At 72.0% G+C, this 21,328-nt stretch carries 18 protein-coding genes; 6 read left to right on the top strand and 12 right to left on the bottom strand.

The window, feature by feature from the left end; all coding sequences use genetic code 11:
* Positions 1-75: 75 nt before the first annotated feature.
* The 3 genes from mqnP to R4Z63_RS18550 are packed head-to-tail and all read right to left on the bottom strand — an operon-like array spanning position 76 to position 2,923.
* Entirely contained in the window at positions 76-999 is a 924-nt protein-coding gene (gene mqnP, locus R4Z63_RS18560) for a menaquinone biosynthesis prenyltransferase MqnP (protein WP_384446326.1), read from the bottom strand.
* On the bottom strand, positions 996-1,469 hold the full coding sequence (locus tag R4Z63_RS18555) for a hypothetical protein (RefSeq protein WP_037918792.1): 474 nt from the start codon (positions 1,467-1,469) through the stop codon (positions 996-998). Before R4Z63_RS18555 ends, mqnP begins: the two co-directional genes overlap by 4 nt.
* Entirely contained in the window at positions 1,466-2,923 is a 1,458-nt protein-coding gene (locus R4Z63_RS18550; RefSeq protein ID WP_384446324.1) for a menaquinone biosynthesis decarboxylase, read from the bottom strand. The genes R4Z63_RS18555 and R4Z63_RS18550 overlap by 4 nt, the downstream gene beginning before the upstream one ends.
* Positions 2,924-3,013: 90 nt before the next feature.
* Between R4Z63_RS18550 and R4Z63_RS18545 the strand changes: the two genes are divergently transcribed.
* Positions 3,014-3,358 (top strand): PLD nuclease N-terminal domain-containing protein, encoded by a 345-nt coding sequence (locus tag R4Z63_RS18545; RefSeq protein ID WP_384446322.1) that lies wholly within the window; start codon positions 3,014-3,016, stop codon positions 3,356-3,358.
* Between the two features lie 28 nt (positions 3,359-3,386).
* On the opposite strand, the gene R4Z63_RS18540 is transcribed toward R4Z63_RS18545, so the two are convergent.
* From R4Z63_RS18540 to hemL, 8 genes are all read right to left on the bottom strand, one after another.
* Entirely contained in the window at positions 3,387-3,902 is a 516-nt protein-coding gene (locus tag R4Z63_RS18540; RefSeq protein WP_037918786.1) for an SRPBCC domain-containing protein, read from the bottom strand.
* A gap of 25 nt (positions 3,903-3,927) precedes the next feature.
* Complete coding sequence (gene ccsB / locus R4Z63_RS18535) at positions 3,928-5,016, bottom strand: c-type cytochrome biogenesis protein CcsB (RefSeq protein WP_037918784.1); 1,089 nt, start codon at positions 5,014-5,016, stop codon at positions 3,928-3,930.
* Complete coding sequence (gene resB / locus R4Z63_RS18530) at positions 5,013-6,716, bottom strand: cytochrome c biogenesis protein ResB (protein WP_384446319.1); 1,704 nt, start codon at positions 6,714-6,716, stop codon at positions 5,013-5,015. The genes ccsB and resB overlap by 4 nt, the downstream gene beginning before the upstream one ends.
* Before the next feature lie 13 nt (positions 6,717-6,729).
* Positions 6,730-7,503 (bottom strand): cytochrome c biogenesis CcdA family protein, encoded by a 774-nt coding sequence (locus tag R4Z63_RS18525; protein WP_384446317.1) that lies wholly within the window; start codon positions 7,501-7,503, stop codon positions 6,730-6,732.
* A 4-nt stretch (positions 7,504-7,507) separates the two neighbouring features.
* A complete protein-coding gene (locus R4Z63_RS18520; RefSeq protein ID WP_384446315.1) occupies positions 7,508-8,134 on the bottom strand; it encodes a TlpA family protein disulfide reductase in 627 nt (208 codons plus the stop codon).
* Positions 8,135-8,212: 78 nt separating this feature from the next.
* A complete protein-coding gene (locus R4Z63_RS18515) occupies positions 8,213-9,448 on the bottom strand; it encodes a polysaccharide deacetylase family protein (protein WP_370466482.1) in 1,236 nt (411 codons plus the stop codon).
* Positions 9,449-9,662: 214 nt separating this feature from the next.
* On the bottom strand, positions 9,663-10,361 hold the full coding sequence (locus R4Z63_RS18510; RefSeq protein ID WP_037918777.1) for a histidine phosphatase family protein: 699 nt from the start codon (positions 10,359-10,361) through the stop codon (positions 9,663-9,665).
* Complete coding sequence (hemL, locus tag R4Z63_RS18505) at positions 10,358-11,680, bottom strand: glutamate-1-semialdehyde 2,1-aminomutase (protein WP_384446312.1); 1,323 nt, start codon at positions 11,678-11,680, stop codon at positions 10,358-10,360. Before hemL ends, R4Z63_RS18510 begins: the two co-directional genes overlap by 4 nt.
* 133 nt (positions 11,681-11,813) lie before the next feature.
* Here hemL and R4Z63_RS18500 point away from each other — a divergent pair, with 133 nt between their 5' ends.
* A complete protein-coding gene (locus R4Z63_RS18500; RefSeq protein ID WP_078556091.1) occupies positions 11,814-12,422 on the top strand; it encodes a hypothetical protein in 609 nt (202 codons plus the stop codon).
* 358 nt (positions 12,423-12,780) lie between these two features.
* Here the strand turns inward: R4Z63_RS18500 and R4Z63_RS18495 are convergent, their stop codons facing one another.
* Complete coding sequence (locus tag R4Z63_RS18495) at positions 12,781-14,142, bottom strand: COG1470 family protein (RefSeq protein ID WP_384446310.1); 1,362 nt, start codon at positions 14,140-14,142, stop codon at positions 12,781-12,783.
* Positions 14,143-14,330: 188 nt separating this feature from the next.
* On the opposite strand from R4Z63_RS18495, the gene R4Z63_RS18490 reads away from it, so the two are divergent.
* The 4 genes from R4Z63_RS18490 (at position 14,331) to R4Z63_RS18475 (ending at position 21,311) form a co-directional block, all read left to right on the top strand.
* Positions 14,331-15,101: a helix-turn-helix transcriptional regulator gene (locus tag R4Z63_RS18490; RefSeq protein WP_384446308.1), complete on the top strand. Its 771-nt coding sequence runs from the start codon at positions 14,331-14,333 to the stop codon at positions 15,099-15,101.
* Positions 15,102-15,295: 194 nt separating this feature from the next.
* Positions 15,296-18,424 carry a hypothetical protein gene (locus R4Z63_RS18485; RefSeq protein ID WP_384446306.1) on the top strand — a complete coding sequence of 1,043 codons (3,129 nt, stop codon included), beginning with the start codon at positions 15,296-15,298 and terminating at the stop codon, positions 18,422-18,424.
* A complete protein-coding gene (locus tag R4Z63_RS18480) occupies positions 18,421-19,125 on the top strand; it encodes a Pvc16 family protein (RefSeq protein WP_384446304.1) in 705 nt (234 codons plus the stop codon). The genes R4Z63_RS18485 and R4Z63_RS18480 overlap by 4 nt, the downstream gene beginning before the upstream one ends.
* Positions 19,122-21,311 (top strand): ATP-binding protein, encoded by a 2,190-nt coding sequence (locus tag R4Z63_RS18475; protein ID WP_384446302.1) that lies wholly within the window; start codon positions 19,122-19,124, stop codon positions 21,309-21,311. Before R4Z63_RS18480 ends, R4Z63_RS18475 begins: the two co-directional genes overlap by 4 nt.
* The last annotated feature ends 17 nt before the right edge of the window (positions 21,312-21,328 follow it).

The raw sequence follows: 21,328 nt of genomic DNA, 5'->3' as shown, positions 1-21,328 counted from the left end.
AGCCGCTCGCGCATCTGCCGGCGTCGGTCCCGGCGGCGCCCCGGCCGCTGCGCTCGACGGCAGGTGGCAGGCTGCTCAGAAGGTCAGGCCCCGCACCACGAGATCGGCCAGGGCGCACACGAAGAGGGCGATGCCGATGAAGCCGTTCACGGTGAAGAAGGCCCGGTTCAGGCGCGACAGGTCGTGCGGCGTCACGATGGTGTGCTCGTAGACGAAGGCGACGACGACGATCGCCAGACCGGCCCAGAACAGCAGGCCCGCGTCCGTGGCGAGCGCGTACCAGGCCAGCAGGGCCGTGGTCACGACGTGGGAGCCGCGCGCGCCCCACAGGGCGGCCGGGACGCCGAAGCGGGCCGGGACGGACTTGACGCCCTCCGCGCGGTCGGCGGCCACATCCTGGCAGGCGAAGATCAGGTCGAAGCCGCCGATCCAGACGCCGACCGCCAGACCCAGGATCACCGCGTCCCAGGACCACTCCCCGGTGATCGCCAGCCAGGCCCCGACCGGGCCCATCGCCTGGGCCAGTCCGAGGATGGCGTGCGGGAGGTTCGTGAACCGCTTGCCGTACGGGTAGACCACCATCGGGACGACGGCGACCGGCGCCAGCGCCAGACACAGCGGGTTCAGCAGAGCCGCCGAGCCGAGGAAGACCACGAGCGCGATCGCCGCACCGGTCCAGGCCGAGCGGACCGACACCGCACCGGTGACCAGCTCACGCCCCGCCGTCCGCGGGTTGCGGGCGTCGATCTCGCGGTCGATGATCCGGTTCGCGGCCATCGCGAAGGTCCGCAGCCCCACCATGCAGACCGTGACCAGCAGCAGCTTGCCCCAGTGCACGGTCCGGTCGAGCTGGAACATGGCGGTCAGGGCGGCGATGTAGGCGAACGGCAGCGCGAAGACCGAGTGCTCGATCATCACCAGCCGCAGGAAGGCCCTGACCTTGTTGGCGGCCTCCGGGGCGGGCCCCTGTCCGACCACTCCGTCGGCGGTGGCCATCATGCGACCTCCCTCCGGAACCGTTCGAGGTCGGCGAGCAGGTCCGGCGCCCGCAGCGCACCGAGGTCCAGCGTCCGGGCGGCGGGGCCGTCGGGCTCGCCCTCGGGCGGGGTGACGTGCGCGGTGACCGCCCAGTCGGCGCCGGCGGGCCGGGCGTCCAGGCGCAGGAAGTTGCCGGCCTCGACCGTGAAGGGCTCGGCCGCCGCCAGGGCCTGCTGCAACCGCTCCGCGAAGGCGTCGGCCTCGGTGTCCCGGGCGCCGGGCAGTTCGAAGCCGTCGCCGTCGCCGTCCGCGTCGTACATCAGCGTCCAGACGTCGCCGGGCCCGGCGAACTCCTCCGGGCTCACGCCCGCGTCCCGGGCCGCGGCGATCACGCCGGGCTGGGTCGGGTCGATCTTCGGGCGCGCCAGGACGACGTACGCCTCCGCGGTGCCGAGGTGCAGTTCCGGGCCGTCCACGGGGATCGGACTCACAGGCCGTACTCCTTCCAGCGGCGGTCCACCAGGGCCGCCGTCGCCGGGTCGGACTCCACCATGTCGGGCCAGCCGCCGTCGCGCGTGTAGCCCTCCTCGGGCAGCTTCTTGGTGGCGTCGATGCCCGCCTTGCCGCCCCAGAACTGCTGGTAGGAGGCGTGGTCAAGATGGTCCACCGGTCCCTCGACCACGGTGAGGTCGCGGGAGTAGTCCGTGTTGCCGAGGGCCCGCCAGGACACCTCGTGCAGGTCGTGGACGTCGCAGTCCTTGTCCACCACGATGATCAGCTTGGTCAGCGACATCATGTGGGCGCCCCAAATGGCGTGCATGACCTTCTGCGCGTGCTTGGGGTACTTCTTGTCGATCGAGACGATCGCACAGTTGTGGAAGCCGCCCGACTCGGGCAGGTGGTAGTCCACGATGTCCGGGATGATGATCTTCAGCAGGGGCAGGAAGAACCGCTCCGTCGCACGGCCGAGCGGGCCGTCCTCGGTCGGCGGGCGGCCCACCACGATCGACTGGAGCAGCGGCCGCTTGCGCATCGTGATGCAGTCGATCTTCAGGGCCGGGAAGGGCTCCTGCGGGGTGTAGAAGCCGGTGTGGTCGCCGAAGGGGCCCTCCGGGAGCATCTCGCCGGGCTCCAGCCAGCCCTCGACGACGACCTCGGCGTTGGCCGGGACCTGGAGCGGGACGGTCTTGCAGTCGACCATCTCGATCCGCTTGCCGGCGACGAAGCCGGCGAAGAGGTACTCGTCGATGTCGCCCGGCAGCGGCGCGGTGGACGCGTAGGTGACGGCGGGCGGGCAGCCGAAGGCGATCGCGACCGGCAGCCGCTGGCCCTTGGCCGCGGCGACGGCGTAGTGGTTGCGGCTGTCCTTGTGGATCTGCCAGTGCATGCCGATGGTGCGCTTGTCGTGGCGCTGGAGTCGGTAGAGGCCGAGGTTGCGCACGCCCGTCTCGGGGTGCTTGGTGTGCGTCAGGCCGAGGTTGAAGAAGGAGCCGCCGTCCTTGGGCCAGGTGAAGAGGGCGGGCAGCAGGTCCAGGTCGACGTCGTCACCGGTGAGGACGACCTCCTGGACGGGTGCGGAGTCGCCCTTCACCTTCTTCGGCGGGACGTGGACCATCGAGCCGAGCTTGCCGAAGGCCTCGCGCACCCCGATGAAGCCCTGCGGCAGCTCCGGCTTCAGCAGGCCGCCGATCTTCTCGCTGATCTCGCCGTACGACTTCAGGCCGAGGGCCTTCAGGAGGCGGCGGTCGGTCCCGAAGACGTTCATGGCCAGCGGCATGGCCGAGCCCTTGACGTTCTCGAAGAGCAGCGCGGGACCGCCCGCCTTGTTCACTCTGTCGACGATCTCCCCGACCTCCAGGTACGGGTCGACTTCGGCCTTGATGCGCTTGAGGTCGCCCTCTCGCTCCAGAGCCCGGAGCAGCGAGCGGAGATCGTCGTAAGCCATAGGGGTCAGTATCCGTCACCAACTACGCTGGGAGCGTCACCGGGGCCCCTTGCGGGTCCGTCGCCACTGCCCGGGAGTCGGTCCCACACCGTGCTGCGCTACCTGCCGTTCCTGCTGATCATCGCGCTGACCATCTACGCCTTCATCGACTGCCTGAACACGCCGGAGCAGGAGGTCAAGCACCTGCCCAAGCCGATGTGGGTGATCATCATCCTGCTCTTCTCCATCGTGGGGCCGGTGGTGTGGCTGTTCGCGGGCAAGCAGCGGGTGGCCTCCGGCGACGTACGGCGCCCCCGGGGCGGCCGCACCCAGTGGGTGGCCCCCGACGACAATCCGGAATTCCTGAAGTCCCTGCGCGAGGAGCAGGACGACAAGAACCGGGACAAGAACCGGGACAAGGACAAGGACAAGGACAACGGCAAGGACGCCGACTAGGGCCGGCCGGGCTTCCGGCCGGAAGGCCTCAGGAGGCCTTGGGGACCCGACTGAAGGACGCGTACGACTCGCGCAGCCGAGCCCGGCGGGCGTCCGTCCAGGCGGACCAGTCCGTCGGGCGTCCGGCCAGCGCGGCGTCCAACAGCTCGAAGTGCTCGTGCCAGCCGGCCAGGCAGTCGAGGCGGTCCTCGTCGGAGCCGCCGCGCTCGTTCACGAACCGGACGACCGTCGAATCGGTGCCGACCGCCTCCAGGTGGAAGCGGATCCGGCCCTGCTCGCTCACCGTGTACTCGGCGACGCGCTCCACGTCCCAGGCGGTGACGTGTCCGCTCGCCACGGTGGGGGTGTTCAGCCAGCGCAGCGTGACGGACCCGCCGAGCCGCCGCTCCAGCACGTCGGCCGCGGCCAGCCAGCCGCGCAGCCCCTCGGGCGTGGTCAGGGCGTGCCAGAGGGCCTCGTAGGCGTACGGGAGATGCAGCTCGAAGCGGAGCAGCCAGTGGTTCTCGCCGCGCCGTTCGCTGGTGGCATGGCTCACGAGGGACATGCCACCAGCGTCTCACTCCCGCCGGTCAGACGCCCGCGTACGAGTGCTTGCCGCTGAGCAGGATGTTCACGCCGTAGTAGTTCCAGATCCAGCAGGCGAAGGCGAAGAGGGCCAGGTAGGCGGCCTTGCGGCCCTTCCAGCCGGCGGTGGCGCGGGCGTGCAGGTAGCAGGCGTACGCCACCCAGGTCACGAAGGACCAGACCTCCTTGGGGTCCCAGCCCCAGTAGCGGCCCCAGGCGTCGCCCGCCCAGATCGCGCCCGCGATGATCGTGAAGGTCCACAGCGGGAAGACGGCCGCGTTGATGCGGTACGAGAACTTGTCCAGCGAGGCCGCCGAGGGCAGGCGCTCCAGGACGGAGGAGGTGATCCTGCCGGGCTTGCCGCCGCCGGCGAGCTTGGCCTCGTAGGAGTCCCGGAAGAGGTAGAGGACCGCGCCGGCCGCACCGAGGTAGAAGACGGCGCCGCAGAAGATGGCGGTGGAGACGTGGATCCACAGCCAGTACGAGTGCAGGGCCGGAACCAGCTGGTCGCTGTCGGTGTAGAGCCAGGTGACCGCGATGCCGAGGTCCAGCAGGACGGTGGTGACCAGGATCAGGCCGAGCCAGCGGACGTTCTTCTTGAGGGCGAGCAGCACCAGGTACGTGCCGACGGCCACCGTGGAGAAGGTGATCGAGAACTCGTACATGTTGCCCCAGGGGGCCCGCTCGACCGACATCGCGCGGGTGACCACTCCGGCCGCCTCGACGAGGAAGGCGAGCGCGGTGAGCGAGACCGCGATCCGCCCGTACAGGTCGCCCTGCACGGTGCCGCCGGCGGCGCCGGGGCCGTCCGGGACGTCACGGGTTCCGGCGCCGGAGCGGGTGGTGACCCGGGGCCGGTCCAGTACGGCCGTGGCGCCGCCCTTGCCGCGCACCTGCACGGCCGGGGCAGCCGACGCGGCCGCGGTGGAGCCGGTGAGCGCCGCGGCCGTGCGGGCCACCTTGCTGCGGCTACCGAAGGTCCACTCGGCGATGTGCGCGAAGAAGGCGAGCGTGTAGACCGCCATCGACGAATAGACCAGGTAGTTGCTGATCTCAGCCAGATTCTCGTTGGCTGCGGCTGCGAGCGGCGTCATCCGCGCTCTCCTTCAGGGGTTTCTTCGACAGGTTCGGCGGGCGTCGCGGTCGGCGCCTGCTCGTGCAGCGTGGCGGCGAGGTCCGCCAGTTCCTCCGGGAGTCTGGCGGACTCGCTGCGGCCGAGGCCCGCCATCTCCACGACGGTCACGCCGTCCTTGCCCGCCACGGCGCGCACCCAGATCCGGCGGCGCTGGATGAACAGCGACCCGGCCAGGCCCGCGATGGCGGCGATCGCACCCGCGAGGGCGAGGCCGCTGCCGGGCTGCTGGGTGACGGAGAAGGTGGCCCACCGCTCGATGCCCTCGAACGTCACGGTGCCCGCGCCGTTCGGCAGGGTCATCGTGTCGCCGGGCGCCAGCTTCTGCTTGAACTGCTCGCCCGAGGCGTCCTTGAACATCTCCATCTTGGAGGTGTCGAGTCGGTAGACGTTCTGCGGCAGACCCGAGTCCACGCCGAGGCTTCCGTGCCAGGCGTTGAGCATGAGCTGCGGGTTCAGCAGGGCGGGGAACTGCGAGAACATCGTTCCCATGCCCTCGCCGGCGAAGGTCGGCACGAAGACGGCGTTGAAGCCGAGCTGCTCCTGCTTGCCGTCCTTGTCCTTGTAGCCGTCGGTGACCTTGACGGCCCCGGTGGAGGTGAGGTTGCCGTCCTGCGGGAGCACCGGGACGGCGTCCTTGTAGATCACCTTCCCGGTGGGGTCGGTGACCGAGATGATCGGCGCATAGCCGTGGCCGAGCAGGTAGACCTTGGACCCGTCGATCTCCAGGGGCTTGTTGACCTGGATCTCGCGCTTCCGCGGCGTGCCGTGGGCGCCCTCGCTGAGGGTGACGTACGCCGTGAAGTCGCGCGGGGTGCCGCGCTGCGGGCCTGACATCTCGTAGGTGGCGTCGAAGCGGTCCAGGGTGAAGCTGAACGGCGGCAGGTCGTCCGGGTGGAAGAGCGTGCCGGGCTTGAAGTCGTCGTACTGGGTGAGCGTGTTCGAGAAGCCGGTGCCGCGCAGGACCAGCTTGCCGCCCTCCGACTTGAAGTACTGGCCCCAGGCGAAGGCGACGAGCATCACGATCAGCGCGACGTGGAAGATCAGGTTCCCGGCCTCGCGGAGGTAGCCCTTCTCCGCGGCGATGTGCCCGGTGCCCGCCTCGGTGCGGAAGCGCTTCGCGCCGAGCAGCGCCCTCGCGTACGAGAGGACCTCGTCGGGGGTGCTGTCGGTGCGCCAGGTGGTGTGGGCGGGCAGCCGGTCGAGCCTCCTGGGGGCGGCCGGCGGTCGGCCGCGGAGCTGGCCGACGAACTGCCAGGCGCGCGGGACGATGCAGCCGATCAACGAGATGAACAGCAGCAGGTAGATCGCGGAGAACCACACGGAGCTGTAGACGTCGAAGAGCTGGAGCGCCTCGGCGACTCCGACGTAGGACGGGTTGTCCCGCTTCCACTCGGCGACCTTCAGCGCGTCGACGTTGGTCTGCGGGACGAGGGAGCCCGGGATGGCGCCGAGTGACAGCAGGAAGAGCAGGATCAGCGCCACCCGCATGGAGGTGAGCTGCCGCCAGAACCACCGGGCCCAGCCGATCACTCCGATGCCGACCGGACCGCTGTCCTCGACGGGTGCGGTGGAGAGCTGGGAGCCGGCCTCCGCCTCGGAGGGGTCCCCCGGGGAGGGCTCGGGCGGCGTCCCGGTGGGCGTCTTGTCTGTCGTACTCATGTCCGTCGGTTCCTCAGATCCCCACCGTGAAGCTTTGGGTCCAGCTCTGCATGTCGGTGACGATGCTGTCCCACCAACCTGTGACGAGCAGCAGGCCGGTGACGATCAGCATGCCGCCGCCGATGCGCATCACCCATGCATAGTGCTGCTTCACCCAGCCGAATGCACCGAGCGCCTTGCGGAAGGCGATCGCGGCGAGGACGAAGGGCAAGCCCAGGCCCAGGCAGTAGACGACGGTGAGCAGCGCGCCGCGGCCGGCGCTCGCCTGGTCGAGGGAGAGCGTGCTGACGGCCGCGAGGGTCGGGCCCATGCAGGGGGTCCAGCCGACTCCGAAGAGCACGCCGAGCAGCGGCGCGCCGAGCAGTCCCGCCGTGGGCCTGCGGTGGAAGCGGAACTCCCGCATGGTCAGGCCGGGGATCGCTCCCATGAAGAAGAGGCCCATGAGGATCACCACCCCGCCCAGGACGCGGGAGATGATCTCGTTGTTCTCCCGCAGGGTCTGGCCGAAGTAGCCGAAGAGCGCGCCGGTGGAGACGAAAACCGCGGTGAAGCCGGCGATGAACAGGAGCGCGCCCGCCAGCATCCGCCCGCGGCGGGCCTCGGCGAGGTCCGCTCCGCTCACGCCGGTCACGTAGGAGAGGTAACCAGGTACCAGCGGCAGGACGCACGGCGAGAAGAAGGAGACGAGCCCCGCGAGGAGCGCGATCGGCAGCGCCAGCAGCAGTGCGCCGTTCAGGACCGTCTCGTTCACACCCGTGGCCTCGGCGGCGAGGACGTACTCGACCACGGGGTCACCCCTCCGCGAGGACGGGGTCGATCATTGAGCGCAGCTGCTCCTCGCTGAGGGGGGCCAGGGTGCGCGCGGCGATCCTGCCCTCCTTGTCCAGGACGAGCGTGGACGGGATGGCGTTCGGGCTGAGGCTGCCCTTGGGGAAGCGGAGCAGCAGCTTGCCGTCGGGGTCGTAGAGGCTCGGGTAGGGGACCTTGAAGGTCTCCTCGAACGCGGCGGCGTTCTGCTTGCTGTTGTCGCGGACGTTGATGCCCACGAAGACGACGTCCTTGCCGGCGTCGGCGAGCTCCTTGGAGACCTTCGCGAAGGACGGGGCCTCGGCGCGGCAGGGCGGGCACCAGGAGCCCCACACGTTGAGGACGACGACCTTGCCCTTGAGGGCGGTGGTGTCGAGGGTCTTGCCGTCGATGGTCTCGCCGTCGAGCTTGGGGGCCTCGGCGCGCTCGCCCTTGGCCGCGGTGGAGATGCCGCTCTCGCCCGTGACGTAGTTGCCGCCGCTGCCGGTCGGCTTGCCGCTGTCCGTACCGCTGCACGCCGTGAGGGCGAGGGCGCCGGTGAGGGTCACTGCGGTCAGCAGGAGGGCGCGGCCGCCGGGTGAGCGGCGTCGGGGGGCGCGGCTAAGGCTCATGTGAAAAGTTTCGCATGAGCAATTCGCGGATCCTCCGCACCCCCCGGCCGGTTGTCAATGCCCTGGTCAGGTGGTGGTTCAGGCGGCGGCGAGGTATGCGTTCCAGCCGCCGGCGGGTGACTGGCCGGGGCCGAGGGCGCGCAGCCGGTCGAGCACCTTGGGGTCCTGGACCTCCAGCCAGTCGGTGAACTGCCTGAAAGACACGAGCCGTACATCCCTTTTGTCCGCCATGCCCTTGAGTGCTTCCTCGACGGCGTCCATATAGATGCCGCCGTTCCACTCCTCGAAGTGGTTGCCGATGAAGAGCGGGGCGCGGTTGGTCTCGTAGGCCCTGCGGAACCCGCCGAGATAGGTGGCGGTGGCCTGGGTGCGCCAGGCCGGGTAGTGGGCGGGCGCACCCCTCGTGGTGTTCTTCGACTGGTTGGCGAGGATGTTGTAGTCCATCGACAGCACCTCGAAGGAGTGCCCCGGGAAGGGCAGGGACTGCAGCGGCAGGTCCCAGATGCCGGACCTGCGCACGGGCCATACCTGGAGGCCGCCGGGCGAGCTGGCGTCGTAGCGCCAGCCCAGCTTCCGGGCGGTCGGCAGGAGGTTGTCCCGGCCCAGGAGGCAGGGGGTGCGGGCGCCGGTCAGTTCCTTGCGATAGTCGAAGGGCAGCGGTTCCGCATCGGTGAACCCGGTGTTCGTGCGCCAGCTTGTGACGAAGGACACGGCCTGATCGATCTCGCTCTGCCAGTCCTCCGGGGTCCAGCGGGCGACGGAGCCGGGCCCCCCGCAGAAGTGTCCGTTGAAGTGCGTGCCTATCTCGTGCCCGTCGAGCCATGCCTCGCGGACGTGGCCGAGGGTGGCACGGACGTTCTCGTCCTTCAGGTAGCCGATGTCGGACGCTCCGACGGGATTGTTCGGCGGCCGGTAGAGGTGCCGCTTCGACTCGGGCAGCAGGTAGATGCCGGAGAGGAAGAAGGTCATGGCCGCGCCGTGGTCCCTGGCGAGCTTCAGGAAGCGCGGGAAGAGACCGTTGCCGACCTCCCCCGCGCCGTCCCAGCTGAAGACGACGAACTGCGGCGGAGTCTCGCCCGGCTGGAGGGGCACCGGCGGGTCGGGCTGGTGGGGCTGCGGTCCGGTGTCGGCCGTCGAACCGTCACCGATGGGCCTGGCGGGCGCCTTCCCACCGGGCCCCGGGTCCTTCGCGGGCCCGGGAGCGCCGGGACCGGACACGCCGGGCAGTCCGCAGCCGGCGACTCCCATCGCGGCCGCGGCGCCAAGTCCCAGTCCCAGCAGCCCCCTCCGACTGACTCCCCTGATGTCGCGCATGTCACCGTCCCCATCGTCGTCAACACGCCCCGACCGAAAGTCCATATAAGCGGACAAGCCGACCGGACATGTGTGCTGACACGGTGATTCCCGCGCATCTTGTATTTAATGAGACAGATCTGTAACGGCCCGTAACGGACCGTCGGACCCGGAGACGGGACCGTCCCGATCCGGTCTGGTCCGACCCGGTCCTGCCCCGTCCCGTCCTGCCCGATCAGGCTCCGAACGCCTTGGAAGCGCCCTTCACCGGCTTCGCCCCGGCCAGCAGGTGGGCCGGGACCAGGTCCCGGGCCGGCTCGCTGTAGCCCACCGACACCAGCTTGTCGCCCTGGAAGGTGAAGGACGTCAGGGACGCGAGGGTGCACTGGCGGCGGCGCGGGTCGTGCCACAGCCGGCGCTTCTCCGCGAAACTGCGCACGATCCAGATCGGCAGCTGGTGGCTGACCGCCACCGCCTCGTGGCCGCGGGCCGCGTCGCGCGCGGCCTCCAGCGCGCTCATCATCCGGACCACCTGCTCGACGTACGGCTCGCCCCAGGAGGGCTTGAACGGGTTCGTCAGGTGCTTCCAGTTGCCGGGCTTGCGCAGCGCGCCGTCGCCGACGCCGAAGGTCTTGCCCTCGAAGACGTTCTCCGCCTCCAGCAGCCGGGCGTCCGTCGCCAGGTCCAGGCCGTGGGCCTTCGCGATCGGCTCGGCCGTCTCCTGGGCCCGCTCCAGCGGCGAGGACACCACGTAGGCGATGTCCCGGCTCTTGAGGTGCTCGGCGACCCGGTCCGCCATCCGGCGGCCCAGCTCGGAGAGGTGGTAGCCCTCGCGACGCCCGTACAGGACCCCGTCCGGGTTGTGCACCTCACCGTGGCGCACCAGGTGCACGACGGTGATGTCGGACGTCGCGTCGCGGCCGTCGGTGCTCATGCGGTGGCCTCCGCGGCGGCTCGGGCGGCGGCCGGCAGGGCTGCCGCGACGCGCTCGATCGCCTTCTCGTCGTGGGCGGTGGAGACGAACCAGGACTCGAAGGCGGACGGCGGCAGGTAGACGCCCTGCGCCAGCATCGAGTGGAAGAACGCGTTGAAGCGGAAGCTCTCCTGCTTCTTCGCGTCGTCGTAGTCGCGCACCGGGTCCTCGGTGAAGAAGACCGAGAACATGTTGGACGCGGTCTGCAGGCGGTGCGCCACACCCTCCTTCGCGAGCGCCCCGGCGACCAGGCCCTGGATCTCCGCCGAGACGGCGTCGACCTTCTCGTACGCGGCCGCGTCGAGCAGCCGCAGCTGCGCGAGGCCGGCCGCGGTGGCGATCGGGTTTCCGGAGAGCGTGCCCGCCTGGTAGACGGGGCCCGCGGGGGCGAGGTGGCCCATGACGTCGGCGCGGCCGCCGAACGCCGCGGCCGGGAAGCCGCCGCCCATGACCTTGCCGAAGGTCATCAGGTCGGGCTTGACCCCGTCGACGCCGTACCAGCCGGCGCGGGACGTGCGGAAGCCCGTCATGACCTCGTCGGAGATGTAGAGCGCACCGTTCTCGCGGCACAGGTCCGCGAGCCCCTGGTTGAAGCCCTCGGCCGGGGTGACCACACCCATGTTGCCGGGCGCCGCCTCGGTGATCACGCAGGCGATCTCGCCGGGGTGCGCGGCGAAGGCCGCCCGGACCGCTTCGAGGTCGTTGTAGGGGAGCACGATCGTGTCGCCGGCCTGCGCACCCGTGACACCGGGGGTGTCCGGGAGCGCGAAGGTGGCCAGCCCGGAACCGGCGGCGGCCAGCAGGGCGTCCACGTGACCGTGGTAGCAGCCGGCGAACTTCACGACCTTGGCGCGACCGGTGAAGCCGCGTGCCAGCCGGATCGCCGACATGGTCGCCTCCGTCCCGGAGGACACCAGGCGCACCTGCTGCACGGGCTCGATGCGCCCCACGATCTCCTCCGCGAGCGCCACCTCGCCCTCACCGGGTGTACCGAAGGAGGTGCCGCGTGCGACGGCCGCCTGGACGGCCTCGACCACCTCGGGGTGGGAATGGCCGAGGATCATCGGCCCCCACGAGCAGACGAGGTCCACGTACTCGCGACCGTCGGCATCCGTGAGGTACGGACCGGTGCCGGACACCATGAACCGGGGCGTACCGCCCACGGCGCGGAAGGCGCGCACGGGAGAGTTCACGCCGCCGGGGGTCACGAGGGAGGCGCGCTCGAAGAGCGTCTGCGAAACTGGGGCTTCATACGGGTACGGGTAGCTCACACCAGCCATGGTCTCAGAGGCTGCGACAGACTTGCGGGCGGGCGTTTCACCGCGTCGCCGCGGGGGAGGTCACTGCCATGATGATCAGGCTGCGTGGCGGGGGCCGCGGGGCCGGGACGAGCAAGACCAGTCGGGTGGAGATATGCAACGCGGTGGTGGACCGGGCGAGGGTACGGACGGCCTCGACCCGCAGCGCGCCCGCGAAGCCCGCGAGGCCCGCCGCCGGGGCAGGCACCGCAGGCGCGCCACCGAGGCGGCCGACGCCGTGCCGGAGCCCGCGACGCCGCCCGAGGACGCGCCCAGGGGCCGCGGCATGGGAGTGACCTACAAGTACTTCGGCGCCCCCGACGGCGCGACGGCGGCACGGGTCCCGGTGACGATGCGGCCGGAGGAACTCGGCGGGGACGAGCTCGGCATGGGCGGCCTCTTCACCAAGATCAAGCCAGAGACGATGGCCGCGATGGTGCTGACCGGCATCGAGGGCATACCCCTGCACAAGGTGCCGCCGCTGGAACTGGTCGTCCTCCACCCCGACTACGCGGTGGTCAAGCTCCCGACGACGGTGGTCGACCCGCTCCGCGGGATCGGGGAGGAGTCCGTGGGCGCCGCCGCCTTCATCTGGTCCACGGTCCCGGACCGCGGCGGCCCGAGCGACGCCTTCAACGTCTACCAGCTGCTCCACGAGTGGCAGGATTTCAGCCACCGTCTCCACGAGGCGGGGCATCAGCCCTACTGCCTGGTCTGGCCCTGACCGCCGTCTCTTCCCGAGCCCGGGCGGTGCACACCGGACCGGAGCACGACGTCGCCCGCTGCCACGGTCCGGGCGGGGTGCGGAGCCGTCGATCGTGAAACCCGGCACGAACCGGGCGCGACCCCGCCCCAATCCGGGTACGAGCCGGGCGCGATAGTCAAAAACCGGCCATGTTTTGCCGACTGCCCCGCTACCGCCCAGTAGCCGCGCAATAGCCGTGGAACGGCGCAACCGCACCGGAACACGGGAATGCAGACGACCCGTCACCAGTCCGTCCGGTAGGCACTTTCCGGACGGACCGGGACGGGTCCGCTTTGCTCCTGGGCGAGCCTGACGGACTATGTCCGTCCCGCTCGGGTCACCTGAGGTCGCTCAGCACACCGCTCACGTTGAGGACTTCGTGGCACTCCTGGGCCTGACGGCCGGTGGCCGGAGTGCCCGGCTTCGCACAGGTCACCTGGACGGTCACAGTCTGACTCTCGGTGATGCTGATGGGGGTGACCCAGTGGTAGTCCTGGTTGCGGAACGTCTCCAGCGCGATCGTCGTGATCTTGCGGTCGCCGAAGTCGATCGTCAGCACGCCCTCGTCGCCCTGGAAGTTGGCCACCACGAGGTCCGTGATCCCGAACACCTTGCCCGCGGGCACCGTGTAGGACCCGGTCTTGCTCTGGCCGCCGCCGGTCTGCAGGTCGATGGTGGCCGAGCTCTGCAGCCCGCCGCCACCGCCGCCGGCTCCGCCACCGGAGCCACCACCGCCACCCGCCCCGGGCTGGCCGCCCTTCGCCGCACCCTGGCCGGTACCCACACCGCCCGGCTGCTTGCCGCCGCCGGCCACCGGGTTCTGCCCCGCCCCGTCCGCCGCGGGCTCCGGGTTCCTGGCGGCCTCGGCCGCCGCCTCCTTCGCGGTGCTGCGCACGGCGGGGCGCACCAGCATGAACCAGGCGAGGAGCAGAGCGAGCAGCGCGGCCAGGACCGCGAGCAGCCATGTCGGGAAGACCGGGATCTGGACGAACTCCACCTCAAGCGGTGCCCGTACACCCTCGCGCTCGGGACGCGGCCCGGCCCCGCCGGCGTCCCCCGCCTCCCCGGCCTCCCCCGTCTCGGCCACCTCCACGGTGAACGGCCAGGTCACGGGGGATCCGAACCACACCGGGCTGCCGGTGCGGACCTTCAGCACCACCTCGGCGGATTCGCCCGGTTCCAGCTTCAGCGTGGGCGGGGCGACGTCGAACTTCAGCTCCTCGCCGGGCTGTGCGGGCGTGAAGCCCACCTTCACCGGGGCGTTCCCCTCGTTGCGCACGGCGATGCGGTATCGCCCGCGCAGCCATCCGCGGCGGCGTTTGGGAGCGCTCTCTGCGCGCAGTTCCCGGAACTCCTCCACGTGGACGGTGGTCTCGGGCACCCGCACGGCCTCGGGCTGCTCGGTGGGCAGCACGCGTACGGCGAGCGGCACGTCCCCGGCCCGCACCTGGGAGGAACGGGGCGGCGCCAGACGGATCGTCACCGTCTCCGAGGTGCCCGGGTAGAGCGAGACGCGCTCGGGTTCCACCGTGGTCCAGGCAGCGCAGTCGCCGACGACTTCCAGGCGGTACGCCTCGACGATGTCGCTGTCGTTGCGCACGGTCAGGCTCGTGGTGGCGGTACCGCCCGGCATCACCGACACCGGCTCGATGTCGAGGACGGGCGCGCCAGGGCTGGGAGATGCAGCTGGGGATGTCACGCCACGACGCTACGGCCGCCGCCACGCACACCACCACGGACGCGGGGGCAAGGCCCCGGGCAGTCCCGGTGCCCCCGCAGACTTTCCCAACTCCTCCTGCACGGCCATCGGTTGGACCTCAACGTCGAGATCCGACCGGGCCGGCCACTTCCGTTACCCCACGACGCATCACGGAACAGGTACGACACATGCGCTGCGCTGATGACAACGGCATCATCCACACCTCCGGCACCGGCATATCCCGGCTCCCCGCCCAGGCCCCTGCGCCAGCCCCTGCCCCAGCCCCAGCCCCTTCTGCTTCTGCTTCTGCTTCTGCTTCTGCTCGCAGAACCGGTCGACGGGTGACGGTGGCCGTGTACGCCTCCGACCCGATCCTGCGCGTCGGGGTCGTCCACCAGCTGCGCCAGCGACCCGAGATCGAGCTCGTTCCCGACGCGGAGGCCGACGCTGCGCAGGTGTCGCTCGTGACCGTGGACAGCGTGGACGACGAAACCGCAGCCCTGCTGTACCGGCTGCGGCACAACCCCCACACCCGCACCGGACTCGTGGTCGGCACCTTCGAGTCGGGCGACGCGCTGCAGCGTGCCATCGAGTGCGGGGTCAGCGCGGTGCTCCGGCGCGCCGAGGCAGACCAGGACCGGCTCCTGCGGCTGGTGCTGGCCATAGCGAACGGCGAGGGGGTGCTGCCCGGAGACCTGCTGGCCAAGCTCCTCGACCACATGGGCAGCCTCCAGCGCTCGGCTCTCGACCCGCGCTCGGTGTCCCTTTCCACGCTGACGTCGCGCGAGGCGGACATGCTGCGCCTGGTGTCGGAAGGGCTGGACACCGCGGAGATCGCCCGCAAGACCTCGTACTCCGAACGGACCGTCAAGAACGTGCTGCACGAGGTCATCACGCGCCTGCAACTACGCAACCGGACGCACGCGGTCGGCTACGCCCTGCGCAACGGTCTGATCTGACCTCCCGGCACTGCCCGAAAGCGCACACGGCGCTTCCCCCGGGTCCGGCCGCGCGGCCCTACCGGTCCGCGCGGCCGGACCGGCAGGGTGGCGGGGTGACAGGCAGGATGCGGGACCGGACTGTGAGGTGGGCCGTGAGGGGCACGGAGGGGTCCGGCCGTCGGCGACACCGCTGGGGGAGGGCCGGCGCGTCGATGCTGCTGCTGGCGCCCTTGCTCGCGGCGACGGCGGCCGCCGGACCGGGCGACGCCGGGGCTCAGCCCCTCGCGGCCGACGCCGGGAGTGGCCGGGTGGCGTACGCCGGTACGCGCCACCGCAGCCTGGGGCGGGTGGCGGACGGCACGACCGACGCCAGTACCCCGCTGTTCGGTGACGGGCCGGTCCACCTCGACGTCCAGCCCTCGGCCCTCGGCGACCAGCTCGTCTTCGCGAGCCGCCGCGACGAGCGGACTCCGCAGGTCTACCTGCGGTCCGCGGACGGATCGGTCCGCCGGCTGACCGGCGGCATGGACGCGGGCAACCCCCGGCTGACCCCCGACGGGCGGTCGGTCGTCTTCGACTCCGCCCAGCGCGCCGCGGCCGGGGGCGTCCAGCGCGACCTGTGGCTCGTGCGCACCGATGGCACCGGCTTGACCCGCCTGACCGACACGCCCGCGAACGAGGAGCACCCCACCGTCTCCGCGGACGGCGCACGCCTTGCGTACTCCTCCGACAGCGACCGGGCCGCCGGACCGCAGGTCTACGTACGCCCCCTGCGCGGCGGCGCCGCCACCCGACTCACCGACCCGGCGAACGGCCCGGCCACCGAGCCCGTGTGGAACCCGGTGGACGACGCGGCCCATCGCGACGTGCTCGCCTACACCGCCACCGGGTCCTCCGGGCCCCGCCTGCGGTGGACGAACGGGCGCGTGGACGGTCAGCTGCTGTCCGGCGCCCAGGCCGGCTGGCGGACCCGGGGGGCAGCGTGGCTGCCCGACGGGGACGGTCTGCTCTTCGTCAGTCCGGACCGCACCTGTGACTGCAAGGGCGACTGGGACCACGTCTTCCAGGTGCCCGCGCATGCGGCGGACACGCCGAAGCTCGTGTACAGCGAGGACCGTGAGGTCGGCTCGCCCACCTGGCTCGGCCCCCTCCAGGGTGGCGGTGCCGTCGTCGAGCGGATCTCGGCGGGCGGCCCGCACGTGGTGACCCTGCAGGACGCACGGACGGACGGCTCCGACCCCCGTGACCTCAACCTGACCATCCTGAACGAGGACCCTGCGGCCGACACCAACACCGACCCGGCCAAGGACCCGCTGTTCCAGCCCGGCCCCGGCTTCGACCCGTGGACGGAGCGGCAGAACTACACGCCCGACGGGCGAAGGATCGTGGTGACCCGCTTCGAGGGCACGCCGGGCAGCAGGATCCAGCGGATCTGGACGGTCGACGCCGACGGCGCCAACGCCGCGGTCCTGCCGCTCGCCGGCCGTGCCCCCGGGGACTGGGACACCGACCCGACGTTCTCTCCCGACGGCAGGTACCTCGCCTTCACCCGTACCTCCCCCGGCGGCGTCGGCCAGGCTGCCGGGCCCGGGCGCATCCTGATCGCGGACGCCGCGACGGGGGCGATCCGCGGCGAGGTCGTCCCGCCCGCCGGACAGCCCAAGGGCGGCGACGCCCAGCCCACCTGGTCCTCCGACGGCACGACGCTCGCCTTCACGCGCAACCTGGTGATCAACGGCCACGGCGGCAACAAGCACATCTGGACCGTGCCCGTGGAGCACCTCGACCGGCAGCGCGACCTGAGCTCCACCGTCTGCTTCGGCGCCTGCGAAGTCATCGACGACAGCCCCGCGTTCTCCCCGGACGGCACCACCATCGCCTTCAACCGCAAGAACGGTGGCGGCCGCGTCGACGAACGCAGCGGCATCCTGCTCGCCTCCCCGGCGGGCGGCACCTGCCGGGTCCTGCTGCCCGACGCCGCCCGCGACAAGCCGGGAGCCTGCGGCCGCGAACTGCCCGAGACCACGGGCAACGGCCCCTACCAGCCGCGCGACGCCGCCTGGACCGCCGACGGCACGTCCCTGGTCGTCACCGGCCGCGGCTCCCGGGCCGCCAACAGCCCGGAGAAGCTCAAGCTGGTGAACGTCGCGACCGGTGCCCACAACCTGCTGGTCACCGGCCTGCCGGGCCGTCAGAAGGAACCCAGTGTGCAGCAGTCGGTGGACCTCGCGGTGCGGGCTCCCCGCAAGAGCGGGCCGCTCACCGTCGGCGGCTCGACCACCGTCCGGGTGGACGTCGTCAACCAGGGTCCGGCGGCCTCCCCCGGAACCCGGCTGACCGTCGCGCCTCCGCTCGGCGTGAGCATCACCGCGCTCACCGCACCCGGTGCGACCTGCGACGCGGCAGCCCTGACCTGCGCGCTGGGCATCGTGACGCCCGGTACCACCGTCCCGGTGACCGTCACCCTGACCGGTGTCACCCCCGGTGACCAGAGTGTGGAGTGGTCGGTCACCGGTACCGTCCTCGACCCCCGCCCCAGCGACAATGCCGGCCGGACCGTGGTGCCGGTGCGCGAGGCCCCCGTCACCCCGGAGCCGACGCCGACTCCGCCCACCCCGACACCGGCACCGCCCACGACGCCGCCCACGACGCCGCCCACGACGCCGGCTCCGGCGCCGCTGCCGCCCGCACCCCAGGCCGGCCCCGGCGTGAGCATCACCGCACAGCCGAACCCCGGCTACGTCGGCGGCCGCGTCGTCGTCACCGTCACGGTCGCCAACGGTCGCGACGCCCTGGCCACCGGCCTGCGACTGCGCATCGGGCTGCCCGGGGGAATCCCCCACGACGGACCGCCGCCCGGCTGCGACCGGAACTGGACGTGCGCGCTGCCGGACCTGACTCCGGGCGCCAGCAACGTGCTGCGGGTCGTCCTCAGCCCGGACAAGGCGCTCACCGGCCAGGTCACCGCGCACCTCACCACGACCGGCACGGACGCCGACCCGGGCGACAACACCGCACAGCAGGAGCTGCGCATCCTTCAGCCGCGCATCGTCGCGGTCCCGCCGATCGGCAAGCCGGGCTTCGTCACCTCGGTACGGGGCGAGGACTTCCCGCCCGGCGCGCCGGTGCGGTTCGCGTGGAAGCCGGGCATCACGGCCGCGGCGGCACCGACCGTCCCCCAGGCCGACGGCACCTTCATCGGCCAGCTGCTGATCCTCGCCAAGGACCAGACCGGCCCGCGCGTCATCACCGCGAGCGGCCCCGGATTCTCTCCGGTGCAGACCGACTTCCTCGTGGTCAACGGCACGGTGCAGCCGCCCGACGAGGTGAGCCGCCGGTGATCCACGAGGTCGACGAAGGGCTGCGGCGGCTGCTCGCGGAATCAGGTCTGGAGGCGTCGGGCGTCGAGGTCGTCTTCGACGCGCCGACCCGCGACTGGGCCGCCCGTCGCAGCGCGCCCACCGTCTGCGTGTTCCTGTACGACATCCGGGAGGACCCGACCCGGCGCGGCAGCGGCGGGGGCGAGGTGTACGACGCGGACGGGTTCGTCGTCGCGCGCCGCACCCCGCCGCGCTGGTTCGAGCTGACGTACCTGGTCACCGCCTGGGCGAGCAGGCCTCAGGACGAGCACCGGCTGCTGTCCCAGGTGCTCTCCTGCCTCGTGACCACCGATACGCTGCCCCCGCGCCTGCTCACCGGGACCCTCGCCGACCTCGGCCTGCTCGTGGACGTGGACGCGGGCGGCACCGGCATGGACGCGCCGGCCGCCTCCGACGTGTGGTCGGCGCTCGGCGGCGAGCTGAAGCCTTCGCTCGGGCTGCGCGTGAAGGCCCCGCTGGCCGGGATCAGCAAGCTCACGGCCCCGCCGGTCACCCAGGGCCTGGTCGTGGACTCCGTACCGCAGGCAGGGCCGGACGGGGACGGCAGCCCGCGCCGGCTGCGCTACGTCGAACTGGGCGGGCCGGGACCGGAGGGCTTCGGCGGCTCCCGGGAACGGCCCAAGGCCCCCGCCCGCCGCCGTAGAGGAGAACGCCAGCCGTGACGCACACCCTCCAGCCCCCGGCCCCTCACCCGGCTGCGGAACAGGAACGGGCCCCGGAACAGGAACGAGGCCCGGGCCCGGAGCGCGGCGACGGGTTCCCGTACCTGTGGGCACGGCTCCGGCTCGTCGAGGAACGGGTCCGGCAGTCCGTGGAGCTCCGGCGAGCCGTCGATCCCGACCCGGACGACCCCTTCCGCGGCCAGTACCTCACGCCCGAGGCCGCCGTCCGGATCCTGGACGAGGAGCGCGGCCCCGGTCTGCCCCTGCCCGCACCGGTCGACCCGCCGCCGTCCGGCTCACCGCTCGGCATCCTCGTCGCACGCTTCGGGCTGGATCCCCTGGACGTGGATCTGCTGCTGGTCGCGCTGGCCCCGGACCTGGACGCGCGGTTCGAGCGGCTCTACGGCTACCTCAACGACGACCTGACGCGCCGTCGGCCGACGGTGGGACTCGCCCTCGACCTGTGCGGGCACGGCCACTTCTCCGCCGCGCGCTTCCGGCTCTCCCCCGAGGCACCGCTCGTCGCAGGCGGCCTGCTGGAGGTCACCGAGCCCGAACGGCCGCCCCTTTCCCGGGTGCTGGCCGTCCCGGACCGGGTCACCGCCCACCTGCTCGGTGGCACCGCGCCCGACCGGCGACTGGCCGAGGTGCTCGGCCCGGCCGCCGACGACCCGGCCGTCGACCCCGGCGAACTGCACCGGGCCGCCGCAGCGGCCGGGAACGGGACCGGCCACGTCCACCTGCGTACCCGTGGCGGAGACCCCGAGGGCCTGGCCGCCGCGGCACTGCGGGCCCGCGGGCTGCGCCCCCTGGTCCTGGACCCCGTGGCGCTGGCGCACCACGCCGGCGCCCTGCCCCTTCTGGCCCGCGCCGCCGCCCGAGAAGCCAGGCTGCTGGGCGCCGGTGTGCTGCTCGGGCCGCTGGAGGCGCTGCCCGACCAGCCCGGCGAGCGGGCCCACGTCCTGCGCACCCTGTGCACGGTGCTGCGCGGCATCCCGCTGTTCACGTACGGCACGAGCGGCTGGGAGCCCTCCTGGGCGGCCGCCACCCCCGTCTCCCTGACGGTGGCGGCCCCCTCCCCCGACCGGCAGGCCGTGCGCTGGCGGCACGCGCTGGAACGGGCCGCCGCGGAGCACGGCGGTACGGACGCGGCGGACGCGGGGAGCGGTCCGGACGCGGGGAGCGGTCCGGGCGGGGCGGCGGCCCTCGCCCGGTCCGTGTCCGCGCACCGCCTCGACGCCGGGCAACTGCGGCGCGCCGCAGACACCGCGTCCCGTACCGCCGCTCTCGACGGCCGCCCCGTCTCCCCCGCCGACCTGCGGACCGCCGTACGCGCCCAGAACGGCGCGGGCCTGGCCCGCCTCGCCCGCCGCGTGGAGCCGGCCGTGGGGTGGGACAACCTGGTCCTGCCCGCGCCCACCCACCGCCGGCTGCGTGAGCTCGCGGTGCGTGCCCGCCACCGCGACCAGGTGCTCGGGCAGTGGGGCATGCGGCCCGGCGGAGGGCGCGGGCGCGGGGTGATCGCGCTGTTCGCGGGCTCCTCCGGCACCGGGAAGACCATGTCGGCCGAGGTGGTCGCCGCCGACCTGGGCATGGACCTGTACGTGGTGGACCTGTCCACGGTCGTCGACAAGTACGTCGGCGAGACGGAGAAGAACCTGGAACGCATCTTCACCGAGGCATCGGCCGTGAACGCGGTACTGCTCTTCGACGAGGCCGACGCGATCTTCGGCAAGCGCTCGGACGTGAAGGACTCCCACGACAAGCACGCCAACATGGAGTCGGCCTACCTGCTCCAGCGGATGGAGTCCTTCGACGGCATCGCCATCCTGACCACCAATCTGCGGGCCAACCTCGACGAGGCGTTCACCCGCCGCCTCGACGTGATCGCGGACTTCCCGGTGCCCGACGCCGCACAGCGCCGGGCCCTGTGGGAACGCTGCCTGGGCGACCGGGTGCCCCGGGCCGATGACGTCGACCTCGGCTTCTGCGCCGACCGGTTCGAACTGGCCGGGGGATCCATCCGGGCCTGCGCGGTGACGGCCGCCTACTTCGCGGCAGCGGCCGGGGGGCCACTGACGATGGGCCAGGTGATGACGGCCGTCGCCCAGGAGTACCGCAAGCTCGGACGCCTGGTCCTGGAGGGTGAGTTCGGACCGTACCTGGGGCAGGTCGCGGACGTGTGACCCGTCGGCGGTCCGGA

The organism is Streptomyces sp. PL-29, assembly GCF_058344425.1.
The sequence above is the reverse complement of the archived record's forward strand: the minus strand, read 5'-3'. Positions and strand labels throughout refer to the sequence as shown.

Coding starts and splice junctions, on each gene's coding strand:
- R4Z63_RS18490 (WP_384446308.1), top strand. CDS start 14,331: ATGCGCTGCGCTGATGACAACGGCATCATCCACACCTCCGGCACCGGC.
- R4Z63_RS18520 (WP_384446315.1), bottom strand. CDS start 8,134: ATGAGCCTTAGCCGCGCCCCCCGACGCCGCTCACCCGGCGGCCGCGCC.
- R4Z63_RS18500 (WP_078556091.1), top strand. CDS start 11,814: ATGCAACGCGGTGGTGGACCGGGCGAGGGTACGGACGGCCTCGACCCG.
- R4Z63_RS18540 (WP_037918786.1), bottom strand. CDS start 3,902: ATGTCCCTCGTGAGCCATGCCACCAGCGAACGGCGCGGCGAGAACCAC.
- R4Z63_RS18485 (WP_384446306.1), top strand. CDS start 15,296: ATGCTGCTGCTGGCGCCCTTGCTCGCGGCGACGGCGGCCGCCGGACCG.
- R4Z63_RS18515 (WP_370466482.1), bottom strand. CDS start 9,448: ATGCGCGACATCAGGGGAGTCAGTCGGAGGGGGCTGCTGGGACTGGGA.
- R4Z63_RS18510 (WP_037918777.1), bottom strand. CDS start 10,361: ATGAGCACCGACGGCCGCGACGCGACGTCCGACATCACCGTCGTGCAC.
- hemL (WP_384446312.1), bottom strand. CDS start 11,680: ATGGCTGGTGTGAGCTACCCGTACCCGTATGAAGCCCCAGTTTCGCAG.
- mqnP (WP_384446326.1), bottom strand. CDS start 999: ATGATGGCCACCGCCGACGGAGTGGTCGGACAGGGGCCCGCCCCGGAG.
- ccsB (WP_037918784.1), bottom strand. CDS start 5,016: ATGACGCCGCTCGCAGCCGCAGCCAACGAGAATCTGGCTGAGATCAGC.
- R4Z63_RS18550 (WP_384446324.1), bottom strand. CDS start 2,923: ATGGCTTACGACGATCTCCGCTCGCTGCTCCGGGCTCTGGAGCGAGAG.
- resB (WP_384446319.1), bottom strand. CDS start 6,716: ATGAGTACGACAGACAAGACGCCCACCGGGACGCCGCCCGAGCCCTCC.